Raw genomic sequence first — 23,111 nt, 5'->3', positions numbered from 1 at the left:
GACGGAGCGGTAAGGTGCTGTCTGGGGGAGAGGCGTGCTAATATTGCCGCGCGATCCTTCCATCGCAAACAGATAAATGAAGGCTTCAGTTTTGAGGATGGGCATGCAGATACAGCTTCCAATGTTTCAGAATTCACGGGTCGTAGTGGTTGGCGACGTTATGCTGGACCGCTACTGGTACGGCGCGACATCAAGGATTTCTCCTGAAGCGCCGGTGCCCGTCGTCAAAGTGGAGCAGTTGGAAGACCGGCCCGGCGGCGCCGCTAACGTGGCGTTGAACATCGCTGCGCTAGGCAGTGCGGCGGTGATTTTGGGGGTGACGGGTAAAGATGAAGCGGCGCAGTCACTGGCGGCGCGGATGGAGTCCGCTGGCATATTGGCGGATTTTCAGGAGCATGAAACTTTACCTACTATCACCAAGTTGCGGGTGGTCAGTCGTCATCAGCAATTAATCCGCATGGATTTCGAAGAGAGTTTCGCTGGCGTTCCGCAGGAACCGCTGGAAAAGAAAGTCGCAGGGCAGTTGGCTGGCGCAGGGGCTTTGATTTTGTCCGATTACGGCAAGGGCGCATTACGCGATCCGCAAGCTTTTATTCAATTGGCGCGAAGCAAACAAATCCCCGTGTTGGTCGACCCAAAGGGCAGCGATTTCGAGAAATATCGCGGCGCAACCTTGATTACCCCTAACTTGTCTGAGTTTGAAGCGGTGGTAGGGTACTGTGCGAGTGAGGCTGAACTGGTTCAGCGTGGCTTGAAACTGGTAGAGGAACTGGAGCTGGAAGCGTTGCTGGTGACGCGCAGCGAGCAGGGGATGACCTTGCTGAGAGCGGGACGACCTGAACTGCATTTGCCTGCCCAGGCGAAAGAAGTCTTTGATGTTACAGGCGCCGGCGATACTGTTATCTCCGTACTCGCCGCAGCATTGGCCGCAGGTAGTGAAATGGGGCAGGCGGTGGCGTTGGCCAATATCGCCGCTGGCATTGTCGTAGGCAAACTGGGTACGGCGTCAGTCAGCGCGCCGGAATTGCGTCGCGCAGTGCAACAGGAGCAAGGCGCAGGGCGTGGCGCAATGACGGTGGAGCAGTTAAAAGTGGCGTTGGACGACGCGCGCGCTCATGGCGAGAAAATTGTTTTCACGAACGGATGCTTCGATATTATTCACGCCGGCCACGTCGGCTATCTGGATCAGGCGCGAAAACTGGGGGATCGATTGGTCGTTGCGATTAACAGCGACGCCTCTGTAAGCCGTTTGAAGGGAGCGGCGCGCCCGATTAACCCCCTCGAACGCAGGATGGCGGTGCTTGCTGGTCTGGAAGCGGTGGATTGGGTTACCTGGTATGAAGATGACACGCCAGAGCGCTTATTAGAGATTCTGAAGCCGGATATCCTGGTGAAGGGCGGCGACTACAGCAAAGAGCAAGTTGTCGGTTGGGAGATCGTCGAAGGTTATGGTGGAGAAGTGCGGGCCTTGGACTTTCTGGATAACTGTTCAACCACAGCCATTGTTGAAAAGATTCGCAAGGATCGGGAGAAGTAGTTGCTCCGCATTGCGAAGACCTGCTTTTAGAAAAGGGAATGACCGGCGACGCTGAAGCGTCGCCGGAAACTGCAGTAATTAGCCTTTGTAGGCTGCCGCTGCGTCACGGATAGCCTGACGAGCCGCTTCGCGGTCCGCCCAACCAGAAATTTTCACCCACTTGCCTTCCTCAAGATCCTTGTAGTTCTCAAAGAAATGCTCGATCTGCTTGATCAGTAACTCAGGCAGGTCTGTCGGCTCGTTGACGCTTTTGTACAGCGGAGTCAGCTTGGAGTGAGGCACCGCCAGCAGCTTGGCGTCTTCGCCAGCTTCGTCAGTCATGTTCAACACGCCGATTGGGCGGCAACGAATCACTGCGCCGGGCTGAATTGGGTAGGGCGCAACAACCAACACATCCAGCGGGTCGCCGTCGTCAGACAACGTGTGAGGAATAAAACCGTAGTTGCAGGGATAGAACATGGGGGTGGCCATGAAACGGTCAACAACTACCGCACCGGAGTCTTTGTCGATTTCGTATTTGATCGGGCTGCTTTGCGCGGGAATTTCGATTACGACGTTAATGTCGTCTGGCAGTTCTTTACCTGCGGAAATATTGTCAAAGTTCATACTCTTTTCCATTCTATTAAAAAGCTGGGCAGCAAATTATAGGAGCTTTGCCACGCTAAAACCAATAAGGCGTCTGCCCGAGCTTATAGACCGAGGTGCTTGGCGATAATCTCATTCATGATTTCGGTGGAGCCGCCGCCAATGCTGAGTATGCGAGCGTCTCTGTACAATCGCTCCACTACTGATTCGCGCATGTAGCCCATGCCGCCGTGAATCTGCACGGCGGCGTCTGTTACCTCTTGGGCGACCTGTGAGCAGAAGTTCTTCGCCATGGCGACCTCTTTGATCGGGTTATCGCCGTTTTGTATGCGTTGAGCAATATTCAATGTGTAGTTGCGAGCGATCTCTACCTGTGTCGCCATTTCGACCAGGCGATGCTTGATAACTTGAAACTTGGCGATTTTTCTACCAAATGCGTCGCGCTGGCGAGCGTAATTCAAGGCCTGTTCGTAAGCGATTTGCGCGGTCATATAGGCCATGATGGAAAGCGCCAGTCGCTCCATCAAGAAGTTGCTCATAATGGCGATGAAGCCGCTGTTTTCCGGTCCGATAAGATTTTCAGCCGGAACAATGCAGTCATTAAAAAACAGCTCTGCGGTATCGCTTGCCCACCAGCCCATCTTTTTCAGTGGTTGTCCCGCGCTAAACCCATTTCGCTCCCGTTCCACCAGAATCAGGCTGATGCCAGCGTGACCTTCGCCGCCAGTGCGCACGGCGACAGTATAGAAGTCCGCCCGGTAACCACTGGTGATGAATGTTTTAGAGCCATTAATACGGTAAACGTCGCCCTCTCGAATGGCGCGAGTTTGCAGGTTGGCGACGTCGGAGCCTCCGCCGGGCTCTGTAATGGCGAGTGCGGCGATTTTTTCGCCCTGGAGTACAGGTGGAATCACTTTATCCTGCAACGCGGGGTTACCCCAGCGAGCGATCGGCGGCAAGGCGATATCCAGAGAACCGAGACTGGCGACAAATCCGCCGGAAGTGCTGCGCATGAGCTCTTCGCTGACGGCGACTTTCATCAATATATCGTTCTCGCCGGCGCCGCCCCACTTTTCATTGAAGCCAACGCCAAGTACGCCGGCCTCTCCCGCCAGACGATAGATCTCTCGAGGAAACGAGCCAGCTTCCTCCCACTCCTGAATATAAGGCGCGACATGTTGTTTGATGAATGCTGCGGTCGTGCGCCGCGCCATTTGATGAGTCTCGTTGAACATGCGCAAGTCCCTTGTCGAGTTGTTAATTAGGGCTCAGCTTATCGATCAATTTAAAACCAAGCAAGCGCTTGTTTTTTTGTGGGGGGGAATGTTGGGGATATTCTGAATAATGGGGGAATGAAGAATACAGAGAGGTTTTTGAAAGATGCTTTTGTCGACAGAAAACGGGGAAGGCGAATGACGCGATCCAATGAGCGGATCGCGCCAGATTCTCAATCAGTCGTTCGCTTTGATCGTCTTCACGCCTTCCTGTGATCCCAGCAGAAGTACGTCGGCAGGGCGCATGGCGAACAGGCCGTTGGTCACCACACCGGTGATTTGGTTGATCTGTTGCTCCAGTTTCACCGGCTCCAGAATGCGCAGGTTGAACACATCCAGAATAATATTGCCATTGTCCGTCACACAGCCTTCCCGGTAGACCGGGTCGCCGCCCAGTTTTACCAGTTCCCTTGCAACGTAGCTGCGCGCCATGGGAATGACTTCAATCGGCAGGGGGAAGTCGCCGAGCACGTCGACCCATTTGGATTCGTCGGCGATGCAGATAAAGGTTTTGGCGTTGGCGGCGACGATCTTCTCGCGCGTCAACGCGGCTCCGCCGCCTTTGATCAGCTCCAGGCGCGGATTGGTTTCGTCAGCGCCGTCGATATAGAACTCCAAGCCGGAAACGGAGTTAAGTTCGTATACCGGAATATTGTGCTTCTTCAAACGCTCGGCGGAGGCCTCTGAGCTGGCGACAGCGCCATCGAACTGGGTTCTTACTTCCGCCAGCGCGTCGATGAAATAGTTGGCAGTAGAGCCTGTGCCGATGCCAAGAATGGTATCGGTTTGCAGATGGGGTTTGATGTATTCCAGCGCCGCTTTTGCGACAGCCTGCTTTAATTCGTCCTGGTGCATAAGCCCGCCCTCAAAAATAGGGGAATTATAGACCCCGCGTCCTATCAATAGTAGACGTTGGGTCTGTAATGCCGATATTATTTGGCGCTCAATTCCGCTAGCGATTTAGTAAGTTCCCATCATGCCTCACCGATATATAAAAAAGATCCTGGACGCCAAAGTCTATGATGTTGCGATAGAGTCTCCTTTGGAGACGGCCCATCTACTGAGCCACAGGTTCAATAACCATATTTTATTGAAGCGTGAGGACCTGCAGCCGGTTTTTTCCTTTAAGTTGCGTGGCGCTTATAACAAGCTCGCACAACTTTCCAGTTCAGCCAAAGAAAAAGGCGTGATTGCGGCCTCAGCGGGCAACCATGCCCAAGGATTGGCGCTGGCGGCGCAAAAGTTGGGCGTCAAGGCGACAATTGTCATGCCGCAAACTACGCCGGAAATCAAAGTGAATTCCGTACGGGCGAAAGGCGCTAAGGTCGTGTTGAAGGGCGACGCCTTTGACGAAGCGGCGGCGCACGCGCAAACCCTGGTCAAAGAAAAGGGATACATTTATATCCCTCCTTTCGACGATGAGGAGGTTATCGCCGGTCAGGGCACAGTAGGCATGGAGATTATGTGGCAGCATACGTCTCCCATACATGCGGTGTTCGTCCCCGTCGGCGGGGGCGGTTTGATCGCGGGCGTCGCGGCGTACATCAAATATCTTCGTCCTGATGTCAAAGTCATTGGCGTGGAGCCGGAAGATTCCAACTGTCTTCATGCAGCGTTGAAGGCAGGCAAGCGGGTGACGTTGCCGGAAGTGGGTATCTTCGCCGACGGCGTCGCCGTCAAACAAATCGGTAAGGCTCCATGGGAGGTTTGTCGTCAATATGTGGATGAAGTCGTCCTAGTCACCACTGACGAAATCTGCGCGGGCATCAAAGACGTCTTTGAAGATACTCGCTCTATCGCTGAGCCGGCTGGCGCATTGGCCATCGCCGGCTTGAAGAAATACGTGGCGAGAGAGAAGATTCAGGACCAAAACCTGATCGCCATCGTAAGCGGCGCGAACATGAATTTTGATCGTCTGGGATACATCACGGAGCGTACCGAAGTGGGTGAGGAGCGCGAGGCGATCCTGGCGGTGAAAATTCCAGAGCGTCCGGGCAGCTACAAGCGTTTCATCCAAGCGTTAAGTCGCCGCAGTATCACCGAGTTTAACTACCGTTATTGTGATGCGACAGAAGCGCAAATCTTTGTCGGCGTACAAATCAGCTCTGGTCTGGAAGATCGTAAGGAGCTGGTTGGGATTCTTGAGGAAAAAGGCTACTCGGTGCTTGATCTCACTGATAATGAAGTCGCCAAAATGCACATCCGCCATATGGTTGGGGGGCATTCGCCAGCGTTAACCAACGAGAAGGTTTTCCGTTTTGAGTTTCCAGAGCGTCCAGGAGCGTTGATGAAGTTCCTTATGGCGTTTGGCGCCCGCTGGAATATCACCATGTTTCATTATCGTAATCATGGCGCCGCTTATAGCCGTGTTTTAATGGGGGCGCAGGTTAACGATGATGAAATGGCGGAGTTCCGGAAAATGCTGGATACCGTTGGTTTCAGGTATTGGGAGGAAACCAATAACCCAGCCTACAAACTGTTTCTAGGTGCCTGATAATTAAGAGGTTTTAATATAAAGGCAGAAACGGTCACACTATTGCGTTTTAAAGCTTTGATTTAAATCAGGCAGGAGTTACAATACTTTTCTATAATTTCAAGTTAAGACAATTACCTATTTGTCTGATTTATAAAATTAAAAAACGCCAATGAAAATTAGGGGGATGCATGAAGCGCAAGCCTGACGTCATGCTTACGCTTGTGATCGTATTTTGCCTTGGGTTGGTCGTCAGCGGCTTCACAACCTTTGGCCACAAGGAAGCACGTACGTCGCCCACTTATGTTTCCGTCGCTGGCGAGGACGTTAATTAGTCCCTGTCTTCCTGACGATTCGAAATAGCCCTGTTAACGCAGGGCTTTTTTGTTTCTGAAGCGATGCAATTGCTGATCTGTGGCGACAGCGGACAGTGGAATATCCCAGGGTTCGTGGGGCAACTCTGGAAGTTGCTGGAAATGATGAGCGAACCCAATCAATTTCGGCCTTTTGATGATGACCCGGCGATCCGCGAAAGTGCGATCATAATAACCCCCTCCCATTCCCAATCGGTTCCCTTGTTTATCAAACGCAACCAATGGGAAGCACACCACATCCAATGACCAGGGGGGAACTCGTTTTGCTCCCCGAAGCACAGGCTCTGGAATGCCGTACTTGTTGGGCTTGAGCTTGGCGCCGGGCAGATACCGAACGAACCATAGCCGGTTGTGGTAGAGCGGGTGTAACACGGGAAGATAACAGGCTTTTTTTCTACGCCACAGGCGCTGAATGGTTGGAAATGGATTGATTTCCCCGTCGTTGGCGAGATATAGACCCCAGCGGACGCTACGACTGAGATGAATGGCTGAGCTGAGTGATTTTTGCAGACCGGAAGCGGCGCTGCGTTGTTGGGCGGGTGTCAGCGCTCTGCGTTTTTTGCGCATGGCGCGACGAATAGACGCTTTATTCATAGCAGAAAAAATAAACTCCCCGAGACAGCCGCTGTCTGACGTGGCCCTTGAACCCTTTGGTTCAAGGAGGTAACCGCTGGAATGAATTAGGCTTTCCCTTCAAGAGGGACTTGCACACATCACTCGCAGGAGGTAACCAATAATAAAATTCATCGGCTCGAGGACGTATCTGACTGGCGAGCAGTTCAGGGAGCTTGGGTCCTATTATAACGAAAAATGTGAAAAAAGCAGTGGGGCAAACCAGGAATATCCAATATTTTTTTCTTTTTTGATTACGTAATTGTATGTTTTGTAAAGTTATTTATTTCTCAGCGCTGCGTCCAGTTTTTCATGCAGCGTACTTAGGGTAGAAGAGACCTGTTCGGTTTTCTGTCCTTGCTGCATCAAGTCGTAAGTCAAGTTCAAGGCGGCCATGACTGCAATTCTCTCTGTGCCGTAAACTTTTCCAGATGCTCGGATTTCTTTCATTTTCTGATCCAGCGTCCGCGCGGCGTCTTCCAGTTGGCGTTGCGCTTCCGGAGGACAGGCGACCAAGTATTCCTTATCCAGGATGGTGACGGTGGCGGTATGGTTGGTGCGACTCATTAACGTTGCTCCAAAGCTTTCAAACGACTGATCATAGCCTCGATTTTGGAGCGGGCCAGATCGTTCTTCTGTAATAGTTGCATGCGTTCCTTTTGCCAGTCTTCCTGCAGCTGGCGTAGCGCCTGATTATCTGCTTCGAGCTGTTTGCACTTCTGTATCAGGCGGTCAATTTTATCGCTTAACTGCTGCAACTGAGAAACATCCATAAGTTTTTCCAGTGGTATTGCTAGGGTTCTTCAGGAAGAGTTTTCTAACATGACTCGACTTATGACGGACGCGAATCAAAGTGGAAAAATGTTAGAAAACCAAACTGTAGGCGCATGGGCGTCCAATTAAATATAAGTCGCCGATGTAAGGGGGTCAACGTGCGCACCCGCGTGGCGATATAAGTGGGCGTCATGTTAGCATACACAGCATTATTCTGGCGTGAGTCGATCCTGATAAAGTTGACGCCAGAACCGTAAAAAACATGATGGCGAAAGCCTGAGCCGTCGCATATATATTCAATTGCGCCCGATGCGCCTTATTAAAGCAGAGCGGGTGTTTTTGCCAAATGAATTCTATTTAATAAGGTTACGCCATTCGCCGTTGCGAACGATGATGGTTAAGCCTGTGGAAGCGGGCGACTTCCGCCCGATTGGAGAATTAAACGAATGTCCCAACCCTACCATGCCCTGCAACAACTATTAAACCGCATCGACGCTGACGCGACTCCCGCAGGAGTTCACGGTCTCTGGTGTGGAAGAATGGCGGCGGGAGACCAGGCGCAGGATAACGACTGGTGGAGCTACACGCAGCGTTTCGCCGGCAGCGTCAATGCGATTGAAGAGAACCTGCAAGCGGCTTTCAAAGCCGTATACGGCTACGCAGAAGCAGCGCTGACGCAGGATAATATGAGCTTTCAGCCCTGGTTGCCGGAAGATGCTGTAGAGTGCTCGCTGCGCGTTGCGGCGCTGGCGGACTGGTGCAGGGGCTTCGTCGAGGGGCTGACGTCTGTTTTGGGGAGCGGATTATCCTCCTGCTCGGCGGATGTGCAGGAAATCCTTCAGGATCTGGTGGATATCGGCGAAGTGGACCCCGAAGTGGATGGCGACGAGCAGGATGAAAGAGAACTGCTGGAGCTGACTGAGTTTGTGAAAGTGGCGGCGTTGAATGTGCTGCAGGAACTCACTGCCGCTAAAAAGAACGCCGCCTCGGAAAAGAAAACGCTACATTAACGGTCTAAGGACAAGGCCCGCCGGCAGTTTGTACGGATGTGCGCCAGATTACGGATAACTAAAAGTTTTTAAGAGAGATAGACGTGCAAGCATTATCGATTCGTGAATATCAGAAACGTCGGCGCCATCTGCTTGACGTGATGACGCCCAACAGCATCGCCATTTTGCCCGCAGCGCCAATTCGCGTGCGTAATCGCGATTCGGAATATCCTTACCGTCAGAGTAGCGACTTTCATTACCTCAGCGGGTTTGCGGAACCGGATGCGGTGATGGTGTTGATCCCGGAGCGTGAGCACGGCGAATCCATTTTGTTCTGCAAGGAAAAGAACCCTGACTACGAACGCTGGAATGGCAAATTGGCGGGACAGGAAGGGGCGATCGAACACTATCTCTTCGATGACGCTTTCCCCATTGACGATATTGATGAAATTCTACCGGGATTGCTGGAAGGCAAGCAGCGGGTTTACTACTCCATGGGGCTGGATGAAAAGTTTGATCGCAGGGTTATGGAATGGATCAATGTCATCCGCAGCAAAATCAAGAATGGCGCGCACCCGCCCGGAGAGTTCGTGGCGTTGGAGCATACGCTGCACGATATGCGCCTGTTTAAGTCTTCCGCTGAAGTCAAAATTATGAAGCAGGCGGCGCGCATTAGCGCCGAAGCGCATAACGAAGCCATGCGCATTTGTAAGCCCGGCATGTATGAATATCAGCTCGAAGCCGCCATACAGCACGTATTCCTGCGGGAAGGCTCGCGGGCGCAGGCGTACAACTGTATTGTCGGCGGCGGCGAGAATGCTTGTATTCTTCATTACGTCACTAATAACGACAAGCTGAAGAGCGGAGATCTGGTATTGATCGACGCGGGCTGTGAGCTGGATTGCTATGCGTCCGACATCACTCGGACATTCCCGGTCTCCGGACAATTCAGCGCTGAGCAGCGCACTATCTATGAAATCGTGCTGGCGTCTCAGGACGCGGCCATTAAAGAAGTGCGTCCCGGTCGCCATTGGAACCAGCCGCACGAAGCGGCATTAAAAGTGATTACCGAAGGTCTGCGTGAGATCGGCCTGCTTAACGGCGAACTGAATGAGCTGATTGAAACTGAGGCTTACAAAAAATTCTTTATGCACCGCACGGGGCATTGGCTGGGGCTGGATGTCCATGATGTTGGCGACTACAAAGTTGGCGGTGAATGGCGGGTGTTGGAGCCTGGCATGGCGCTGACTGTCGAACCTGGTATTTATATCGCGCCGGAGTTGGAAGACGTTGACCCACGCTGGAAAGGCATTGGCGTCCGCATCGAAGACGATGTGATTGTGACCAAGCAGGGCGGTGACGTCATCACCTCGGGTACGCCGAAGAAAGTTGATGAAATTGAGGCCTTGATGCGGGGTAAATGATGACCCGTCACTACGATATTGTTATCGTCGGCGGAGGCTTGGTCGGCGCGACGCTGGCTTTGGCCTTGCAGCAGTCTTCCCGGCGTCGTTTTCAAGTGGCGCTGGTGGAGGCGCACTCCTTGCGGACTTCGTCTGAGGGTCCCTTTACTCCCAGTTTCGATATGCGCTCCACGGCGTTGTCTCACGGCTCTCGCCTCCTGTATGAGCGCATGGGGGTATGGTCCGCCATGGCGCCCTACGCTGGCTCCATCAGCACCATCCATGTCTCTGAACAGGGTAAATGGGGTGCGACCCGGCTGCAGGCGCAAGAGCAAGGTTTGGACGCCTTTGGTTATGTGGTTCCCAATGCGGCGATTGGACGTAGTCTCGTTGCGTCATTGGAGGGATGGGCTGACTTGACAGTCATGGCGCCCGCAGAGGCGGTGTCCGCGCAGCGTTGTGCGGAAGGTATGAGCGTGCGTCTGCGGGAAGGTGACCATGAGCGGGACGTCGTCGGTAGGCTGCTGGTGCTCGCTGATGGAGGACGCTCCAGTCTTGCGGAGGGCTTTGGCGTCGCCAGCCATCGCGTGGATTATGGCCAGCATGCGCTGGTGGTCAACGTGAGCCTTTCCCGTTCACATGACAATATCGCATACGAACGCTTCATTGATGGCGGCGCTGTCGCCTTTTTACCGTTGGCGTCTGCGCGTAATGATCGAATGGCGGTGGTCTGGACCGTGCCGAGCAATCGCTTGCAGGGGCTGCTGTCCCTGGACAAGGCTGGTTTTGCTGAGGCGTTACAGTCTCAAATCGGCTACCGGATAGGTCGAATCGTTCGGATCGGGGATATCAATCATTACCCGCTTACGCTGCAAACCGCTCAGGAACAGGTTCGAGAAGGCTTGGTATTACTGGGCAACTCGGCGCATACGCTGCATCCTGTGGCGGGGCAGGGATATAACCTGTCTTTAAGGGATGCGCTGCATCTGGCGGAAGCGTTGAATGAAGCGGTCACCAATGAAGAATTAGGCGGACTGCCGATACTGAACAAGTATCTGACGCGCCAGCAGGCGGATCAAAAACGCACTGTGACGGCCAGTGATGGACTGATCAAACTATTTGGTGAAAAGTCCGCCTGGCTGGAGAGCGTCAGGCAGTTTGGCTTGATTAGTCTGAATCTGGCGCCGGCGGCTAAACGCCGCTTTGCTGAGTATGCCATGGGCGTTGCAGAGCGCGCCCCGCAATGGCGTTGAACATGGATTATCCGGGGTCTGCAAAGTAGAGGCTTCCTATTGTGAAGACACAATTTCCTGTCGCCGTCGTTGGCGGCGGTATGGTCGGCGCGGCGATCGCATTGGGCTTGTCGGCGCTGGACATAGAAGTGGCCCTGATCGATCCTGGCGGGTTGAACACGGGGACGCCGCCCAAGTGCAATGACGCGCATAGCTTCGATCCCCGCGTCAGCGCTCTGACGCTGGCAAGTGAAAAGCTATTGCGCGAATTGAACGTATGGGCGGAGATAGAGCCATATAGCCTGCGTTACACCGATATGGACGTCTGGGATAGCGCGGGAAGCGGTCGGATACTGTTTTCCTCGGCTGAAGTGTATGAAAGCAGCTTGGGGTTGATCGTCGAAAACCGTGTGGTGACCTCCGCTTTGCATCAACGCATTGCTGAACGCTCTAACATCCTCGTCATCAAGGATCAGGTGCGGGCGTTGAAGCCGGAGGCTTCGGGTTACTCCCTCGACACTGGGAGCGGCGAGACGGTTTCCTGCAGAATGCTGGTTGGTGCGGATGGCGCTCTGTCACGTATTCGTCAGTGGTTGAGCATCCCGACTCGGGAATGGGATTACGGTCAGCAGGCGATTGTTGCGACGATAACTACAGCCCGCCCTCATCAGTTCACAGCCCGGCAGCGCTTTTTGTCTACAGGACCGTTGGCTCTGCTGCCATTACTGGATCAGGATCAAAACTACCGTTGTTCGTCCATTGTCTGGTCGGCGGATTCGGTGGAGGCGGCCAGGTTAATGCAACTGGATGACGCCAGTTTCAAATCTGCGCTATCTGAGGCGTCCGAGCAGGCGTTGGGAGAGGTGCTCGATATCAGTCGACGCTTTGCTTTCCCGCTCAGGCAGCGACACGCTAAGCGTTACTTTGATGGCGGCGCGGTGCTTATTGGCGATGCGGCGCATACGATTCATCCTTTGGCGGGGCAGGGCGTCAATCTTGGTTTTGAAGATGTAACCGCTTTGTTGGATGAGGCGCGACGGGCTTTAGATCGGGGTGTGCCCCTGGGGCATGAAGAGATGCTGCGGCGCTATCAGCGGCGGCGTCAGGCTGGAAATCTTTCCATGATGACGCTGATGGAGGCATTCAAGCGCGGCTTCGGACACCCTTCTCCCATGATCGCCGGAGTAAGGAACGCAGGATTAACCCTGGTGAATAAAACACCGTTGATCAAGAAAGAACTGATCCGTCAGGCTATGGGGGTCTGACGATAGAGACTGTGGTGCGGGCGGGTTCAGGTCGGCGATTGCTTTCTGATAGCGCTCGCGCCCGTGTGAGTTACAGATATAGCTTGCCGATCAGCGCGGGAATAACCGTTTCTACGCGAAGTATGCGCTTACCCAGGGTGAAGCCCTTAAAGCCGATTTCCTCCAGCTTTTTCACTTCGTAAGGCGTAAACCCGCCTTCGGGTCCTACCGCTAAAGTCAGCGGTCCGTTGACCTGTGGCGACTGCGCCTCGGAGGTGGGGTGCGCCACCCAGGCGTCGCTTTCGGCGATGATGTGCGGCAGCTCGTCTTCCACAAAAGGTTTGAACAGCTTGCGCATATGGATTTCAGGAAGCACTGTGTCTACGCCCTGTTCGAGACCCAGAAGGCTGTTTTCCCTCAGTGAGGCGGCCTCCAGCCAGGGGGTTTGCCAGTAGCTTTTTTCTACCTTGTAGGAGTTAATCAAGTAGATGCGCTTTACTCCCAAAGATACCGTGCTCTGAATCACTCTACGCATCATCTTGGGGCGGGGCAGCGCCAGGATCAGGGTCAGGTCCAACGGCGGCGGCGCTTCGGCGTTCAGGCTCACTTCCAGGCGCGCGCGCTCCTCGTTGATATCAAGCAGACGAGCGGTTCCCATCTCTCCATTGATCTGGCCGACGCGAATATCGTCGCCGGCTTGGGCCTTCAACACTTTGCGCAAATGCTCTGCACGTCTGTCGATAAGAGTGAGCTGGCCGGACGCGGAAAGTTCTTCCGCTGAAAACAACAGGATATTCATAAGGTCAGAACTTGGCTGGAAGTCAGGTGTTGACGGATTCTGAGTTGGGATCAGCTGTCGGCTCCACCCAGCGGCTACAAAGGACGCCGACCTCGAACAGGAGCCACATAGGCACTGCCAGCAAGGTCTGCGAAATAACGTCAGGGGGCGTCAGCAGCATACCGATGATGAAGCAGATAACCACGATGTAAGGGCGTTTTTCCCGCAGGCTGGCTACGTTGGTGATGCCGACTTTGACCATCAATACGGTGGCGATGGGGATTTCAAAGGCGAAACCGAACGCGAAGAAAAGCTTGAGGATGAAGTCCAGATATTTGTTGATGTCCGTCATCACCGTCACGCCCTCAGGGCTGGCGCTGGCGAAAAAGTTGAACGCCAGGGGAAACACCACGTAATAGGCGAAGGCGACGCCCAGATAAAACAGGAGCACGCTGCTTACCAGAAGAGGAATCGCCAGCTTTTTCTCGTGCTTATACAGCGCGGGAGCGATGAACGACCAGATCTGGTAGAGAATGAACGGGATCATGAGAAAGATCGCCAGCACCATCGTCAGCTTGAAGGGCGCCAGGAACGGCGACGCCACTTCGGTGGCGATCATGGTGGCGCCTTCCGGCATCGCCGCGCGCAGCGGCTTGGCCAGGTAGGCGTAGATTTCATTGCGAAACGCATACAAAGGCAAAAACGCCACCAGCACCGCCAAAACGGAATGCAAAAGACGGTTGCGCAATTCAACCAAGTGATCAAATAACGGCAGTTCTTTATCTGTGTTGTCGTCGCGCGGAGTCATTTCAGGAGCGGTCATGCTGCTTGGAAGCGTCGTCGGAATGGGAGTGGGATTCTACCGGTTGTGAGTCATGCCCGGAAGGCGGCGTTTGGGGAGATTGGGAGGACATCGGCGTGGCCGGGTTCTTTTCAACCATGTCCTCGTATTTCTTCGCTTCCGCCAGGGCTTCATTCACCGTTTGCTGAATTTTTTCAAGGCCAAGGGTGTCGCCCTCTTTGCGCAGCCGCTCCCGCATTTCCTCGGCTTTTAATTGCCGGTCTATTTCAGAGGACATCTGACTGACCATGCGGCGGATGCGGCCTACCCACAAGCCGGTTTTGCGTGCGGCGTAAGGTAGTCGCTCCGGGCCTAGCACCAGCAGGCCAATGACCGCAACCAGCGCTAGCTCTGGGAATCCGATATCGAACATAGGCTATGGACCGTCCGATCTGGATCAGCTGTGTTTGGATTCAGTCTTCGCGTCGTTGCGCTCTACGGAGCCTTCGATGGCGCGGCTCTCATTTTGCGACAGCTTCTTGGGTTCTTTGTCTTCTTCGGATTCGCCATCGCTCATGGCTTTCTTAAAGCCTTTTACCGCTCCGCCCAGATCGCCGCCGATGTTTTTCAGCTTTTTCGTACCGAACAGCAGCACGATGATTAACAGAACGATGAGTAGTTGCCACATGGATATGCCCATGATTGTGCTCCTTTGAAGTATTACTGCCTGATTACCAAATCCTACAAGTCCAGCGTTAGCGCCGGTATGGGCTGTCCGCTGCTATTTCTTTCCCCGCGAGGCTTTTTCTTCAAGCCCCGAAATGTCAAAGCGTCGCGCCAGCTCCTGCATAATTTCCTGCGGGGTGATGTTCAAGTGGCTCAACATCACCAGGCTGTGAAACCACAGGTCCGCCGTTTCATAAATCACATTATGCGTTGAACCGTCCTGTTCTGCATCTTTGGCGGCGAGGATGGTTTCGGTGCATTCTTCGCCGACTTTCTCCAGAATTTTATTTAGTCCTTTCGCATGCAGACTGGCGACGTAGGACGAATCCGGATCGGCCAGCTTGCGTTCTTCGAGCACTTTGCCGAGCTGGGTCAATATGTCGTTCATGTTGCGCTTTTCCAAGCCTCTGAAAACAAATTGTCTAAAACTTTACTTCGCCTGCCGAGTCGCCGCATCGTCATTCAACCTGATAGTGGGCGAATCAGAGGGGGCGCTTATCCGTAGATATCTTTCGGATCTTTCTTCACCGGCGCGTTGACCCTCCACTCTTGTGCGTCAAGAGAACGGAAAAAACAGTTCTCACGCCCGGTATGACAAGCAATTCCACCTATTTGTTCAACTTTCAGCAGCAAAGTGTCGCCGTCACAGTCCAGTAGAATGTCTTTTACTTTCTGTACATGCCCGGAGGTCTCACCCTTATGCCAGAGTTTTCCCCGGGAGCGTGACCAATACACCGCTTCCTGCTTGGTAATCGTTTCAGACAACGCGTCTTCGTTCATCCACGCCATCATCAGCACGGTTCCAGTATCGCTGTCCTGGGCGATGACGGGGATAAGGCCGTCGTTATTCCACTTTATTGCGAGGCGCCAATTCTGCTCTGTCATTGTTACCGTTTTATTTCTTAAGTCGGAGGTTGTCACAAATTTGTAAGATGCACCCTTACTATCGCGCTATTTGGGGCGCATAAGCAAGTAAAGACCGGTGACGGCGAGTACAACGGAGGGCCAGGGCAGCTCCGTCAGGCGCAAGGGTTGTTCGCCGATCGCCATCGCCGCAGCGGAAGCGAGCACCAAGCCCGCGAGCCAGAAGTCGCGCCGTTGCTGCTTATCTTTCTCAAACGCGCGACTCAGACTCGCCAGACTGTCCTGATTCGCTTGGTTGTAGCGATCCAGATGGCGCAGTTGATCAAAGGCCTCGTACAGAATCTGCGGCAATTCAGGTGTCTGCTCAATCCAGTCCGGCGCATGCTGTTTAATGGCTTTCAGCAGTCCCGGCGGCGCAATGCGCTGTTTCATCCAGTTTTCCAGGAAAGGCTGTGCGGTGGACCACAGGTCCAGGTCTGGATAAAGCTGGCGTCCCAGTCCTTCTATATTCAACAAGGTTTTCTGCAGCAATACCAATTGCGGCTGCACTTCCATATCGAAACGACGCGCGGTCTGAAATAACCGCACCAGGAACTGCCCGAAAGAAATGTCTTTCAGCGGGCGTTCGAAGATCGGCTCACAGACCGTACGAATAGCGGCTTCAAACTCATTGACGCGAGTATGTCCCGGAACCCAGCCGGAGGAAATATGCAGCACCGCCACCTGACGATAATCACGGCGGAAAAAGGCCAGCAGGTTTCTGGCTAAATAAGACTGGTCTTCCGGCGTTAGTGTGCCGACGATGCCGCAGTCGATTGCGATATAGCGTGGGCTGGCGGGATTGCTGACATCCACGAAAATGTTGCCGGGATGCATGTCGGCGTGGAAGAAGCTGTCACGGAATACCTGGGTGAAGAAAATTTCCACCCCACGCTCCGCCAGCAGCTGCATATTGACGTTGGCTTTGCGCAACTGTTCCACATCCGCGATGGGAACGCCGTAGATACGCTCCATGACCAGGACGCGGGAGTGGGTCATCTCCCAGTAGACTTCAGGAATATAGATCAGCTCGGAGCCAGCGAAATTGCGCTTGAGCTGAGACGTATTGGCGGCCTCCCGCTGCAGGTCCAACTCGTCCAGAATCGTGTGTTCGTAGTCGCGCACAACTTCTACCGGGTGCAGGCGTTTACCGTCTTCCCAGTAATTTTCGACCAGTCTCGCCACCAGCAGCATCAATGCGATATCCAGGCGAATAGTCTTTTCTATGCCGGGGCGGATAACTTTCACCACGACTTCTTTGCCGTTTTTCAAGGTGGCGGCATGCACTTGCGCGATAGAGGCGGACGCCATCGGGTAAGTCTGAAAGTCGGCGAAGAGCTCTGAAATCGGGGATTTCAGCGACTCCTCGATGATCCGTACGGCCGAGTCGCTGGCGAAGGGAGGCACTTTGTCCTGCAGACGCTTGAGCTCGTCCGCCAGATCTTCTGGCAGCAGGTCTTTACGGGTGGAAAGTATCTGTCCGAATTTGACGAAGATTGGTCCCAGTTCCTCCAGCGCGCGTCGTAAGCGTTCGCCGCGGGGGATTTGCGGTTTGGGAAACAAACGCCAGGGCGCCAGCAAAAACAGCAGGCGCAGAGGTAGCGGCAATAAGGTCAACGGGGCGAATTCATCAAGCCGGTAGCGGCAGATCACCCAGACGATTTGAATAAGGCGGTTGATTCTTCTCACTTATCAGTGTCTTTTACTGCGGGATTAAGGGCTTGTTGCAGGCGTTGCAGACGGGCTTCCAGACGATCGTAATCCATCCGTACCCGATCGACTTCATCCGCCCAGTAGCTCATTTCATCTTTGCTCGGCGCTGTGCGCGCTTCATGGTGTAGATACTCTTCCGCGTCACGGCGAAAACTGTCGCCGACGTGTTTCACCCAGCGGCCGAAACCGCGCAATCGCGTACCCAGAAAGTGGGCGGGCATATCACCAAGATGCTCGGCCAGTTTGGCTTCCCAATCCACTTCCAGGTTGTTGGCGATGGCGGCGATACGCTGCGCCAGGCCTATATCGCCTTGAATATGGATGTTCTGTGCGCCGCCTTTGTTCTGCAAATAGCTCAGGAAATCGCCAGGAGAGCCCTGAATGACGAGATCGACGTCGCCGCCGGCTTCATCCGCAAAACGGGGACGTTCGCCCAACCTGACGTACACGGACAGGCTGAGAGGCGTTAACGTCAACTGCGCCCATTTGCCGTCCAACTCCGCAAGACGCGCGGCGGAACCGGCGTCGTAGCGGAGGATCTCCGCCGCGATGCGTTCCGCCGTCGCATTGAGGGCGGTGAGGAGAAGCGGGTCGAAGGGGCTCATATCAGGCTTTGACGCCAGTGTGCAACGCGACGACGCCGCTGGTGAGGTTGTAGTACTTGCACAAGCAGAGTCCGGCCTGCTCCATCATCGACTTTAGGGTCTCCTGGTCCGGGTGCATACGGATGGACTCGGCGAGGTAGCGATAGCTTTCACTGTCCTGCGCGACGAGACTGCCCATTAGCGGTAATGCGGAAAAGGAGTATGCATCGTAAGCTTTGGAGACAATGGGGTTGGTGGGTTTGGAGAATTCCAGCACCAGCAGACGCCCGCCAGGACGCAGCACCCGTTGCATTTCCCGCAGTGCGCGATCTTTGTCGGTCACGTTGCGCAGACCGAATGCGATGCTGACGCAATCAAAGCTATTGTCGGGGAAGGGCAGCGCCTCGGCGTTGGCCTGCACAAATTCGATGTTGTCGCCGTAACCGTGATCCAGCAACTGGTTGCGGCCAACTTGCAGCATGGAGGCGTTGATGTCTGCGAGAACCACTTTGCCGGACGGGCCTACCAGGCGTGAGAACTTCTTGGTCAGGTCTCCGGTGCCGCCAGCGATGTCTAATACCGATGCGCCGGCGCGGACGCCGCTTTTATCGATAGTGAAGCGTTTCCAGAGGCGGTGAATGCCCATCGACATAAGGTCGTTCATCAAGTCGTACTTGGCGGCGACCGAGTCGAACACTTTGGCCACATGGCTTTCTTTCTCTGTGACCGGCACCTGTTTGTAACCGAAGTGGGTGGTGTCCCGCTCTGTCATTAGGTTGCTCCCGTAAAAATAATTGTGCGGTATTCTACCTGTGTCCCGGGGAAAGTCCTACCCGCGATTCGCAGCCCAAGGCGGGATTTTTTTGCTTGATTTACATGACGAAAACCCATAAACAATAGCCTCCGCAATTAACCAAAGAGTTTTTTAGATGTCAGTGATCGAACTCACCCGTGAACATAATCTTGATATGGATCATGCCGTGCAGGCGGCGGACGAGCTGGCGCAGAGCTTGTCCGAGCGGTTCAGCGTCGACTATGAGTGGGAGGATAAAGTTCTACGCTTTCATCGCAGTGGGGTTAAGGGGCAGCTGGAAGTGGCGGAAAGCCAGATACACCTGCACATGGAATTGGGTTTTTTGTTCCGTCCTTTCAAAGACCGCATTGAGCAGGAAATTCACAGCCACTTGGACGGGCTGCTGAAAAAAGCCTGAGAACTTCGGCTTACGTCTCGCTATAGTCAGGCGTAAGCGCGCAGATTATCCGGCAGCGTGAAGGGAGAATCCGCGTTGACCTGGATTTGCTCCAGGATGTGGCTTTCTCTCTGCATGATGACGCGCAATAACTGACTGACCCCGCCCATCTCCTTGAACGCCTTGAAGCCTCTGGACAGGAAGTTGTGCAGCTGTCCCAGGCCCGCCATTTCCGCCGGACCTTCGGTAATTTTGAGGCTGAAGCTTACGAAGCGGCTTTTTACATACTTTTCCAGCTCATGGCCGGTTTTGTCGATGAGCGTGATCTGGCGGCGGCGGGATGCGAAGTTATCGCAACTTCGGAAAGCCTCCGCATAGTTGTCCTCGGTAATCCGCTCGACACGCATCTGTCGCAATACGGCGGCGATATGCTCATCCAACTGTTGCGTGAGCAGGTTCAATTCAACCAGATCGGCAATGGTATGGAGCGCGGAGTCAGGGAGCAGTTTCACCATCACCGGAAACACCCTTTCCAGATCCGCGTCGCGGCGCGTGAATTCCTTGGGGGAATATAGATCTTTCAGCAGGAAGTCTAACGCTTCATGGTAGCGCTGGTTGCTGTATAGGTCGTTATGGGTTCTTTTGAGGCGATCCGCCTGCCAATCGCACAGCCGATCAATGTCCTGCGCCAGGGGATGCTCGTCTCTTTGCAGGCGATAGTTGTGGTAGTCCAACAGTAACTGTTGCAGGCGTCGGGCGTTCGCGGTTCTTGCGTTGACGCTTAACAGTTTCTCTTTGGACATGAGTGATCCCCGCCATTTGGCTTCAGAAAACAGTCTTTCGGCGTAATGCGATGGCTCATCGCAACCTGTGAATGATTGGCGGCAAGTTTACTAAAGATAGATTAGAAAAGCCTACCTAACTTTTTGTCGCGTTCCCGCAGTTTGTGATTGGTTGCTCAGTTGTGAGGCCCTGTAGGAGGCCACCGGCGCGTCCTTGGCCGGAAACAAGATCAGCAGAGTGTCAGGCGCCAGCGGCTGCGGCGTTGGGGAGTAGCGACAGCGGCGGCACCCATTCCAGGCTATCCAGGGTGATAAAGTGGCTGGTGGCGCCGGTTTCAATAATGCGTATGGCGTTGGGGGAATTTTCGGCGCTTTGCAGCATGGCGTCCCGGTCTAGAATGCGGTCAATCTTCGGTATCAGGATGGTGCCATGACGCATGTGCTCGTAAGGCGTCATGTCGCCTTTTTCCATCCAGGCCAGAATGTTCTCAATATTTCGCACAATAGTGAGATGGTCCCGAGTGGATGAAAACAGACGATCCAACAACACCCGTTTGCGGGAATTCATTCTGCCGAAAAAGGTTTGTCCGTAGGTGGTGGAAGGGGCGCTGTTGACCAGTCGGATCACCCAGGGCCACATACCGTGACTGACCGGGTCGAGCAATGCGCGGGCCAGTGCGTGCAGCTTGCCTAGCGGCAGCACCGGGGCCTCCAGCACGATATCCACGTTAGCGTAGAGTTCGGGCCACTGCTTGATGGCTTCCAGAATAACGGCTCCGCCCCGCGAGTGACCATGCACCCGCACTCGATTGGTGCTGGGCAGATTCTGCAGCACCTGATTAAGAATGGCGGCGTCGTATTCTATGGTCGCCTCAAGATATTTGATGGGCGTTTGCCAGGGGGCGGACTCCAACGTAGGCCCGCTGACGGGAATATGGTAATTGCTACAGGTGAGCAGGATCAGCTCCGTGTCGGGGGCCTGATAGGTCTGGGTGAAATAACAGTGATTTTCCAGGAAGCCGTGGACGCCGATGACGGTGTTTTCCGCCGGAGCGCTGTGGTTGCGGAGAGATACCGCGCCTTTTCCCACGGAGTAGACCTTACCGGAAAACATCTCGGTATAGGCCGGATCAATTGGTCGTAACAACTTACGGGCATGGACTGCTTTCATGGTAGTAACTCCCACCGTCGCGCCGCCCCGTTTTCCGCACGCTTGGAGATTTACGCCTCCTGTGGCTGAAACTACAACGGGTTTATTATATTTGTATGTGCTCGCACCTGGACGACACTTCGGTTGATTGCGCCTATAGGTTAATTATGGCGCCTATTTTGTAAGCGTGGAGGCTAATCTTAAGTCTTATATATAAAGTGTCGCCTGATGCTCTATGGTTTCCCCATGGACACATCAGTTAAACTGCCAGGGCGCATTCCGCAGACTCGCCGGTTTTAGCTCGAAAAATCCGGCGAAATCCAACCAGGCAGTCAGGTTGTCGCACTTTGATTATAGGATTGCCGCTTTTGAGCCTGTGTTAAAATTTGTAATCGCTCTGTAAAGAAGTTTGCGATTTTCAGCCGTTATGGCTAATGACCGAATTGTAGGGGGAGGTGCGGCGAAAGCTCATGTCAGATAATCACTTCGAGCCGGTAAGCGGCGTCGATTCAGCCTGGTTGCGGTTGGATCGTCCGACAAACCTGATGGTGATCACCGCGATGGCGGTGGTGGAGCCAATTCCCTTCAACAAGCTGAAAGAACTCATCAACGCCAGGTTTCTGGCCTTTCCCCGCTTTCGGCAAAAGCCGGTCAATCACTCTGGATTCTATTTCTGGGAAGAAGAGCCCTATTTTTCTCTGGATTATCACGTCCGCAAAGTTGCGTTGCCGCAGCCAGCGGATAAAGACGCCCTGGAAAAGTTTATTGGCGAGCTGATGAGCACGCCTCTGGACCCGGGAAAGCCGTTATGGCAGGTCTACCTCATTGAAAACTATGGCGACCATCATGTCTGTGTGATGCGCGTGCATCATTGTTATGCGGACGGTTTGGCGCTGGTGGCGGTGTTTGGCTCGCTGTCCGATCAGTCTCCCAACATTAATCCATTTCCTTTGGATCCGGGTAAGCAGCGAGACGCCGGCGTGCGCGCACGGCAGTCTTTCGTCATGGGGATGGAGACGCTGTCCCGGGCGGTGGAAAAGTGCACCAAGCTGCGGTATCGCATTGCGGAAGAGGGTAAAAGTATCCTGCGTGAACCCGGCTATGCAGTGGAAGGCGTCAGGCAGGGCCTGAACGGGGCGGCGGAGATTGCGCGTCTGGCGGCGCTTGAGGCGGACGACCCTACGCCTTTGCGTGGCGAATTGGGCGTCATGAAATGCTGCACCTGGTCTGAATTAATCCCCCTGCATAAATTCAAGGAAGTCGCTCAGGCGTTTGGATGCAGCATCAACGACGTGCTGCTCAGTTGCGTCAGCGGCGGCCTGAGGCGCCTGTTGCAGGAGCGTATGGATCAGGTGGACGGTGTGCGTCTGCACGCCACCTTGCCTGTCAATTTAAGGCCGCTGGAGACCCGGCTGGGCAGAGAACAGTTACAGGAGCTGGGCAATCAGTTTGGCACTGTCTTCGTGCCGTTGGCGGCGGGGATCGGCAATCCTATAGAGCGCCTGTACAAGATCAAGCACGATATGGCGGCGCTGAAAGAGTCGATGCAACCCAGTCTTTCTCATGCCTTGCTCACCGCAATGGGGCTGTTTCCCCAAGGCGTGCAACAACCGCTGCTGGAGCTATTCAGCAACAAGACGTCCATGGTGCTTTCCAATGTGCCTGGAGCGCGTCGCGCTCGCTATCTGGCGGGCAGCAAAGTGAAAGAGTTGATGTTCTGGGTGCCGCAGACGGGCGATATCGGGCTCGGCGTCAGCTTGCTGAGTTACAACCAGTCTGTGCAGATCGGGATCAATGCGGACCGGGCGCTGTTGCCGGAGCCCGCTGAACTGACCCGTGCAATGATCGACGCTCTGGAAGAATACCGCTCTCTCACCGGCATGTCCTGGCAGGCGACGGAAGCCCGCTCCCATCGTAAAGCCTGAGCGCCTGCGGCGCGCGGCGCCGCTTTTCCGAGCTTTTGCCAATTGCATCAATGAATTTATCTTTGTGTAACCTAAGATTGCA

Annotated in this window: 26 protein-coding genes and 1 other RNA gene; 9 read left to right on the top strand and 18 right to left on the bottom strand. The window is 54.2% G+C overall.

Translation table 11 applies throughout. The features are described 5' to 3' along the window. Nucleotides 1-103: 103 nt before the first annotated feature. Nucleotides 104-1,537 (top strand): bifunctional D-glycero-beta-D-manno-heptose-7-phosphate kinase/D-glycero-beta-D-manno-heptose 1-phosphate adenylyltransferase HldE, encoded by a 1,434-nt coding sequence (hldE, locus tag O5O45_RS21005; protein ID WP_305901296.1) that lies wholly within the window; start codon nucleotides 104-106, stop codon nucleotides 1,535-1,537. Between the two features lie 78 nt (nucleotides 1,538-1,615). Here the strand turns inward: hldE and ppa are convergent, their stop codons facing one another. From ppa to rpiA, 3 genes are all read right to left on the bottom strand, one after another. Then, the gene (gene ppa, locus O5O45_RS21000; RefSeq protein ID WP_305901295.1) at nucleotides 1,616-2,143 is read right to left on the bottom strand and encodes an inorganic diphosphatase; all 528 of its coding nucleotides are present in this window, start codon (nucleotides 2,141-2,143) and stop codon (nucleotides 1,616-1,618) included. A gap of 83 nt (nucleotides 2,144-2,226) precedes the next feature. Then, entirely contained in the window at nucleotides 2,227-3,357 is a 1,131-nt protein-coding gene (locus O5O45_RS20995) for an acyl-CoA dehydrogenase family protein (protein WP_305901294.1), read from the bottom strand. A 216-nt stretch (nucleotides 3,358-3,573) separates the two neighbouring features. After that, nucleotides 3,574-4,251 carry a ribose-5-phosphate isomerase RpiA gene (rpiA, locus tag O5O45_RS20990; protein WP_305901293.1) on the bottom strand — a complete coding sequence of 226 codons (678 nt, stop codon included), beginning with the start codon at nucleotides 4,249-4,251 and terminating at the stop codon, nucleotides 3,574-3,576. 121 nt (nucleotides 4,252-4,372) lie between these two features. Here rpiA and ilvA point away from each other — a divergent pair, with 121 nt between their 5' ends. After that, complete coding sequence (gene ilvA / locus O5O45_RS20985; RefSeq protein ID WP_305901292.1) at nucleotides 4,373-5,890, top strand: threonine ammonia-lyase, biosynthetic; 1,518 nt, start codon at nucleotides 4,373-4,375, stop codon at nucleotides 5,888-5,890. A 170-nt stretch (nucleotides 5,891-6,060) separates the two neighbouring features. Further along, nucleotides 6,061-6,204: a hypothetical protein gene (locus tag O5O45_RS20980; RefSeq protein ID WP_305901291.1), complete on the top strand. Its 144-nt coding sequence runs from the start codon at nucleotides 6,061-6,063 to the stop codon at nucleotides 6,202-6,204. A 33-nt stretch (nucleotides 6,205-6,237) separates the two neighbouring features. Here the strand turns inward: O5O45_RS20980 and O5O45_RS20975 are convergent, their stop codons facing one another. The 4 genes from O5O45_RS20975 to O5O45_RS20960 all read right to left on the bottom strand — a co-directional run bounded on the left by O5O45_RS20975 (nucleotide 6,238) and on the right by O5O45_RS20960 (nucleotide 7,628). After that, nucleotides 6,238-6,837, bottom strand: a complete 600-nt coding sequence (locus O5O45_RS20975) for a 5-formyltetrahydrofolate cyclo-ligase (protein ID WP_305901290.1) — start codon at nucleotides 6,835-6,837, stop codon at nucleotides 6,238-6,240. A 12-nt stretch (nucleotides 6,838-6,849) separates the two neighbouring features. Then, nucleotides 6,850-7,032, bottom strand: a non-coding RNA gene (gene ssrS / locus O5O45_RS20970) — 6S RNA. 102 nt (nucleotides 7,033-7,134) lie between these two features. Beyond that, nucleotides 7,135-7,422 carry a cell division protein ZapA gene (locus tag O5O45_RS20965; protein ID WP_305901289.1) on the bottom strand — a complete coding sequence of 96 codons (288 nt, stop codon included), beginning with the start codon at nucleotides 7,420-7,422 and terminating at the stop codon, nucleotides 7,135-7,137. Further along, nucleotides 7,422-7,628: a TIGR02449 family protein gene (locus O5O45_RS20960; RefSeq protein ID WP_011395022.1), complete on the bottom strand. Its 207-nt coding sequence runs from the start codon at nucleotides 7,626-7,628 to the stop codon at nucleotides 7,422-7,424. The genes O5O45_RS20965 and O5O45_RS20960 overlap by 1 nt, the downstream gene beginning before the upstream one ends. A 447-nt stretch (nucleotides 7,629-8,075) precedes the next feature. Between O5O45_RS20960 and O5O45_RS20955 the strand changes: the two genes are divergently transcribed. The 4 genes from O5O45_RS20955 to O5O45_RS20940 all read left to right on the top strand — a co-directional run bounded on the left by O5O45_RS20955 (nucleotide 8,076) and on the right by O5O45_RS20940 (nucleotide 12,518). Beyond that, nucleotides 8,076-8,639: a UPF0149 family protein gene (locus tag O5O45_RS20955; protein ID WP_305901288.1), complete on the top strand. Its 564-nt coding sequence runs from the start codon at nucleotides 8,076-8,078 to the stop codon at nucleotides 8,637-8,639. A gap of 83 nt (nucleotides 8,640-8,722) precedes the next feature. Next, a complete protein-coding gene (pepP, locus tag O5O45_RS20950) occupies nucleotides 8,723-10,042 on the top strand; it encodes a Xaa-Pro aminopeptidase (RefSeq protein WP_371747864.1) in 1,320 nt (439 codons plus the stop codon). Beyond that, entirely contained in the window at nucleotides 10,039-11,274 is a 1,236-nt protein-coding gene (gene ubiH, locus O5O45_RS20945; protein WP_305901287.1) for a 2-octaprenyl-6-methoxyphenyl hydroxylase, read from the top strand. Before pepP ends, ubiH begins: the two co-directional genes overlap by 4 nt. A 41-nt stretch (nucleotides 11,275-11,315) precedes the next feature. Then, nucleotides 11,316-12,518 carry an FAD-dependent monooxygenase gene (locus O5O45_RS20940; protein ID WP_305901286.1) on the top strand — a complete coding sequence of 401 codons (1,203 nt, stop codon included), beginning with the start codon at nucleotides 11,316-11,318 and terminating at the stop codon, nucleotides 12,516-12,518. A 70-nt stretch (nucleotides 12,519-12,588) separates the two neighbouring features. Here O5O45_RS20940 and O5O45_RS20935 read toward each other — a convergent pair whose 3' ends face one another. The 9 genes from O5O45_RS20935 to ubiE form a co-directional block, all read right to left on the bottom strand. Then, entirely contained in the window at nucleotides 12,589-13,296 is a 708-nt protein-coding gene (locus O5O45_RS20935; protein WP_305901285.1) for a 16S rRNA (uracil(1498)-N(3))-methyltransferase, read from the bottom strand. Between the two features lie 22 nt (nucleotides 13,297-13,318). Further along, nucleotides 13,319-14,098, bottom strand: a complete 780-nt coding sequence (gene tatC, locus O5O45_RS20930; protein ID WP_305901284.1) for a twin-arginine translocase subunit TatC — start codon at nucleotides 14,096-14,098, stop codon at nucleotides 13,319-13,321. Beyond that, nucleotides 14,085-14,489 carry a Sec-independent protein translocase protein TatB gene (tatB, locus tag O5O45_RS20925; RefSeq protein WP_305901283.1) on the bottom strand — a complete coding sequence of 135 codons (405 nt, stop codon included), beginning with the start codon at nucleotides 14,487-14,489 and terminating at the stop codon, nucleotides 14,085-14,087. Before tatB ends, tatC begins: the two co-directional genes overlap by 14 nt. Before the next feature lie 24 nt (nucleotides 14,490-14,513). Further along, on the bottom strand, nucleotides 14,514-14,756 hold the full coding sequence (gene tatA / locus O5O45_RS20920) for a Sec-independent protein translocase subunit TatA (protein WP_305901282.1): 243 nt from the start codon (nucleotides 14,754-14,756) through the stop codon (nucleotides 14,514-14,516). Between the two features lie 81 nt (nucleotides 14,757-14,837). Beyond that, nucleotides 14,838-15,170 (bottom strand): phosphoribosyl-ATP diphosphatase, encoded by a 333-nt coding sequence (locus O5O45_RS20915; protein ID WP_305901281.1) that lies wholly within the window; start codon nucleotides 15,168-15,170, stop codon nucleotides 14,838-14,840. 107 nt (nucleotides 15,171-15,277) lie between these two features. Then, nucleotides 15,278-15,667, bottom strand: a complete 390-nt coding sequence (gene hisI, locus O5O45_RS20910) for a phosphoribosyl-AMP cyclohydrolase (protein WP_305901280.1) — start codon at nucleotides 15,665-15,667, stop codon at nucleotides 15,278-15,280. A 66-nt stretch (nucleotides 15,668-15,733) separates the two neighbouring features. Beyond that, entirely contained in the window at nucleotides 15,734-17,374 is a 1,641-nt protein-coding gene (ubiB, locus tag O5O45_RS20905) for a ubiquinone biosynthesis regulatory protein kinase UbiB (protein ID WP_305901279.1), read from the bottom strand. Continuing rightward, nucleotides 17,371-18,003, bottom strand: coding sequence for a ubiquinone biosynthesis accessory factor UbiJ (locus O5O45_RS20900; RefSeq protein ID WP_305901278.1), 633 nt, complete (start codon nucleotides 18,001-18,003; stop codon nucleotides 17,371-17,373). Before O5O45_RS20900 ends, ubiB begins: the two co-directional genes overlap by 4 nt. Nucleotide 18,004: 1 nt before the next feature. Further along, nucleotides 18,005-18,754 (bottom strand): bifunctional demethylmenaquinone methyltransferase/2-methoxy-6-polyprenyl-1,4-benzoquinol methylase UbiE, encoded by a 750-nt coding sequence (ubiE, locus tag O5O45_RS20895; RefSeq protein WP_305901277.1) that lies wholly within the window; start codon nucleotides 18,752-18,754, stop codon nucleotides 18,005-18,007. A 157-nt stretch (nucleotides 18,755-18,911) separates the two neighbouring features. Here ubiE and O5O45_RS20890 point away from each other — a divergent pair, with 157 nt between their 5' ends. Beyond that, nucleotides 18,912-19,193: a polyhydroxyalkanoic acid system family protein gene (locus O5O45_RS20890; protein WP_127973390.1), complete on the top strand. Its 282-nt coding sequence runs from the start codon at nucleotides 18,912-18,914 to the stop codon at nucleotides 19,191-19,193. Nucleotides 19,194-19,219: 26 nt separating this feature from the next. Here the strand turns inward: O5O45_RS20890 and O5O45_RS20885 are convergent, their stop codons facing one another. Further along, nucleotides 19,220-19,975, bottom strand: coding sequence for an FFLEELY motif protein (locus O5O45_RS20885; RefSeq protein ID WP_305901276.1), 756 nt, complete (start codon nucleotides 19,973-19,975; stop codon nucleotides 19,220-19,222). Between the two features lie 220 nt (nucleotides 19,976-20,195). Continuing rightward, nucleotides 20,196-21,125: an alpha/beta hydrolase gene (locus tag O5O45_RS20880; protein WP_305901275.1), complete on the bottom strand. Its 930-nt coding sequence runs from the start codon at nucleotides 21,123-21,125 to the stop codon at nucleotides 20,196-20,198. 449 nt (nucleotides 21,126-21,574) lie between these two features. On the opposite strand from O5O45_RS20880, the gene O5O45_RS20875 reads away from it, so the two are divergent. Next, entirely contained in the window at nucleotides 21,575-23,029 is a 1,455-nt protein-coding gene (locus tag O5O45_RS20875) for a WS/DGAT/MGAT family O-acyltransferase (RefSeq protein WP_305901274.1), read from the top strand. Nucleotides 23,030-23,111: the final 82 nt, after the last annotated feature.

Source organism: Hahella sp. HNIBRBA332 (assembly GCF_030719035.1).
In the GTDB taxonomy this organism is placed as follows: Bacteria; Pseudomonadota; Gammaproteobacteria; order Pseudomonadales; family Oleiphilaceae; genus Hahella.
This window is presented reverse-complemented; position numbering and strand designations above follow the sequence as displayed.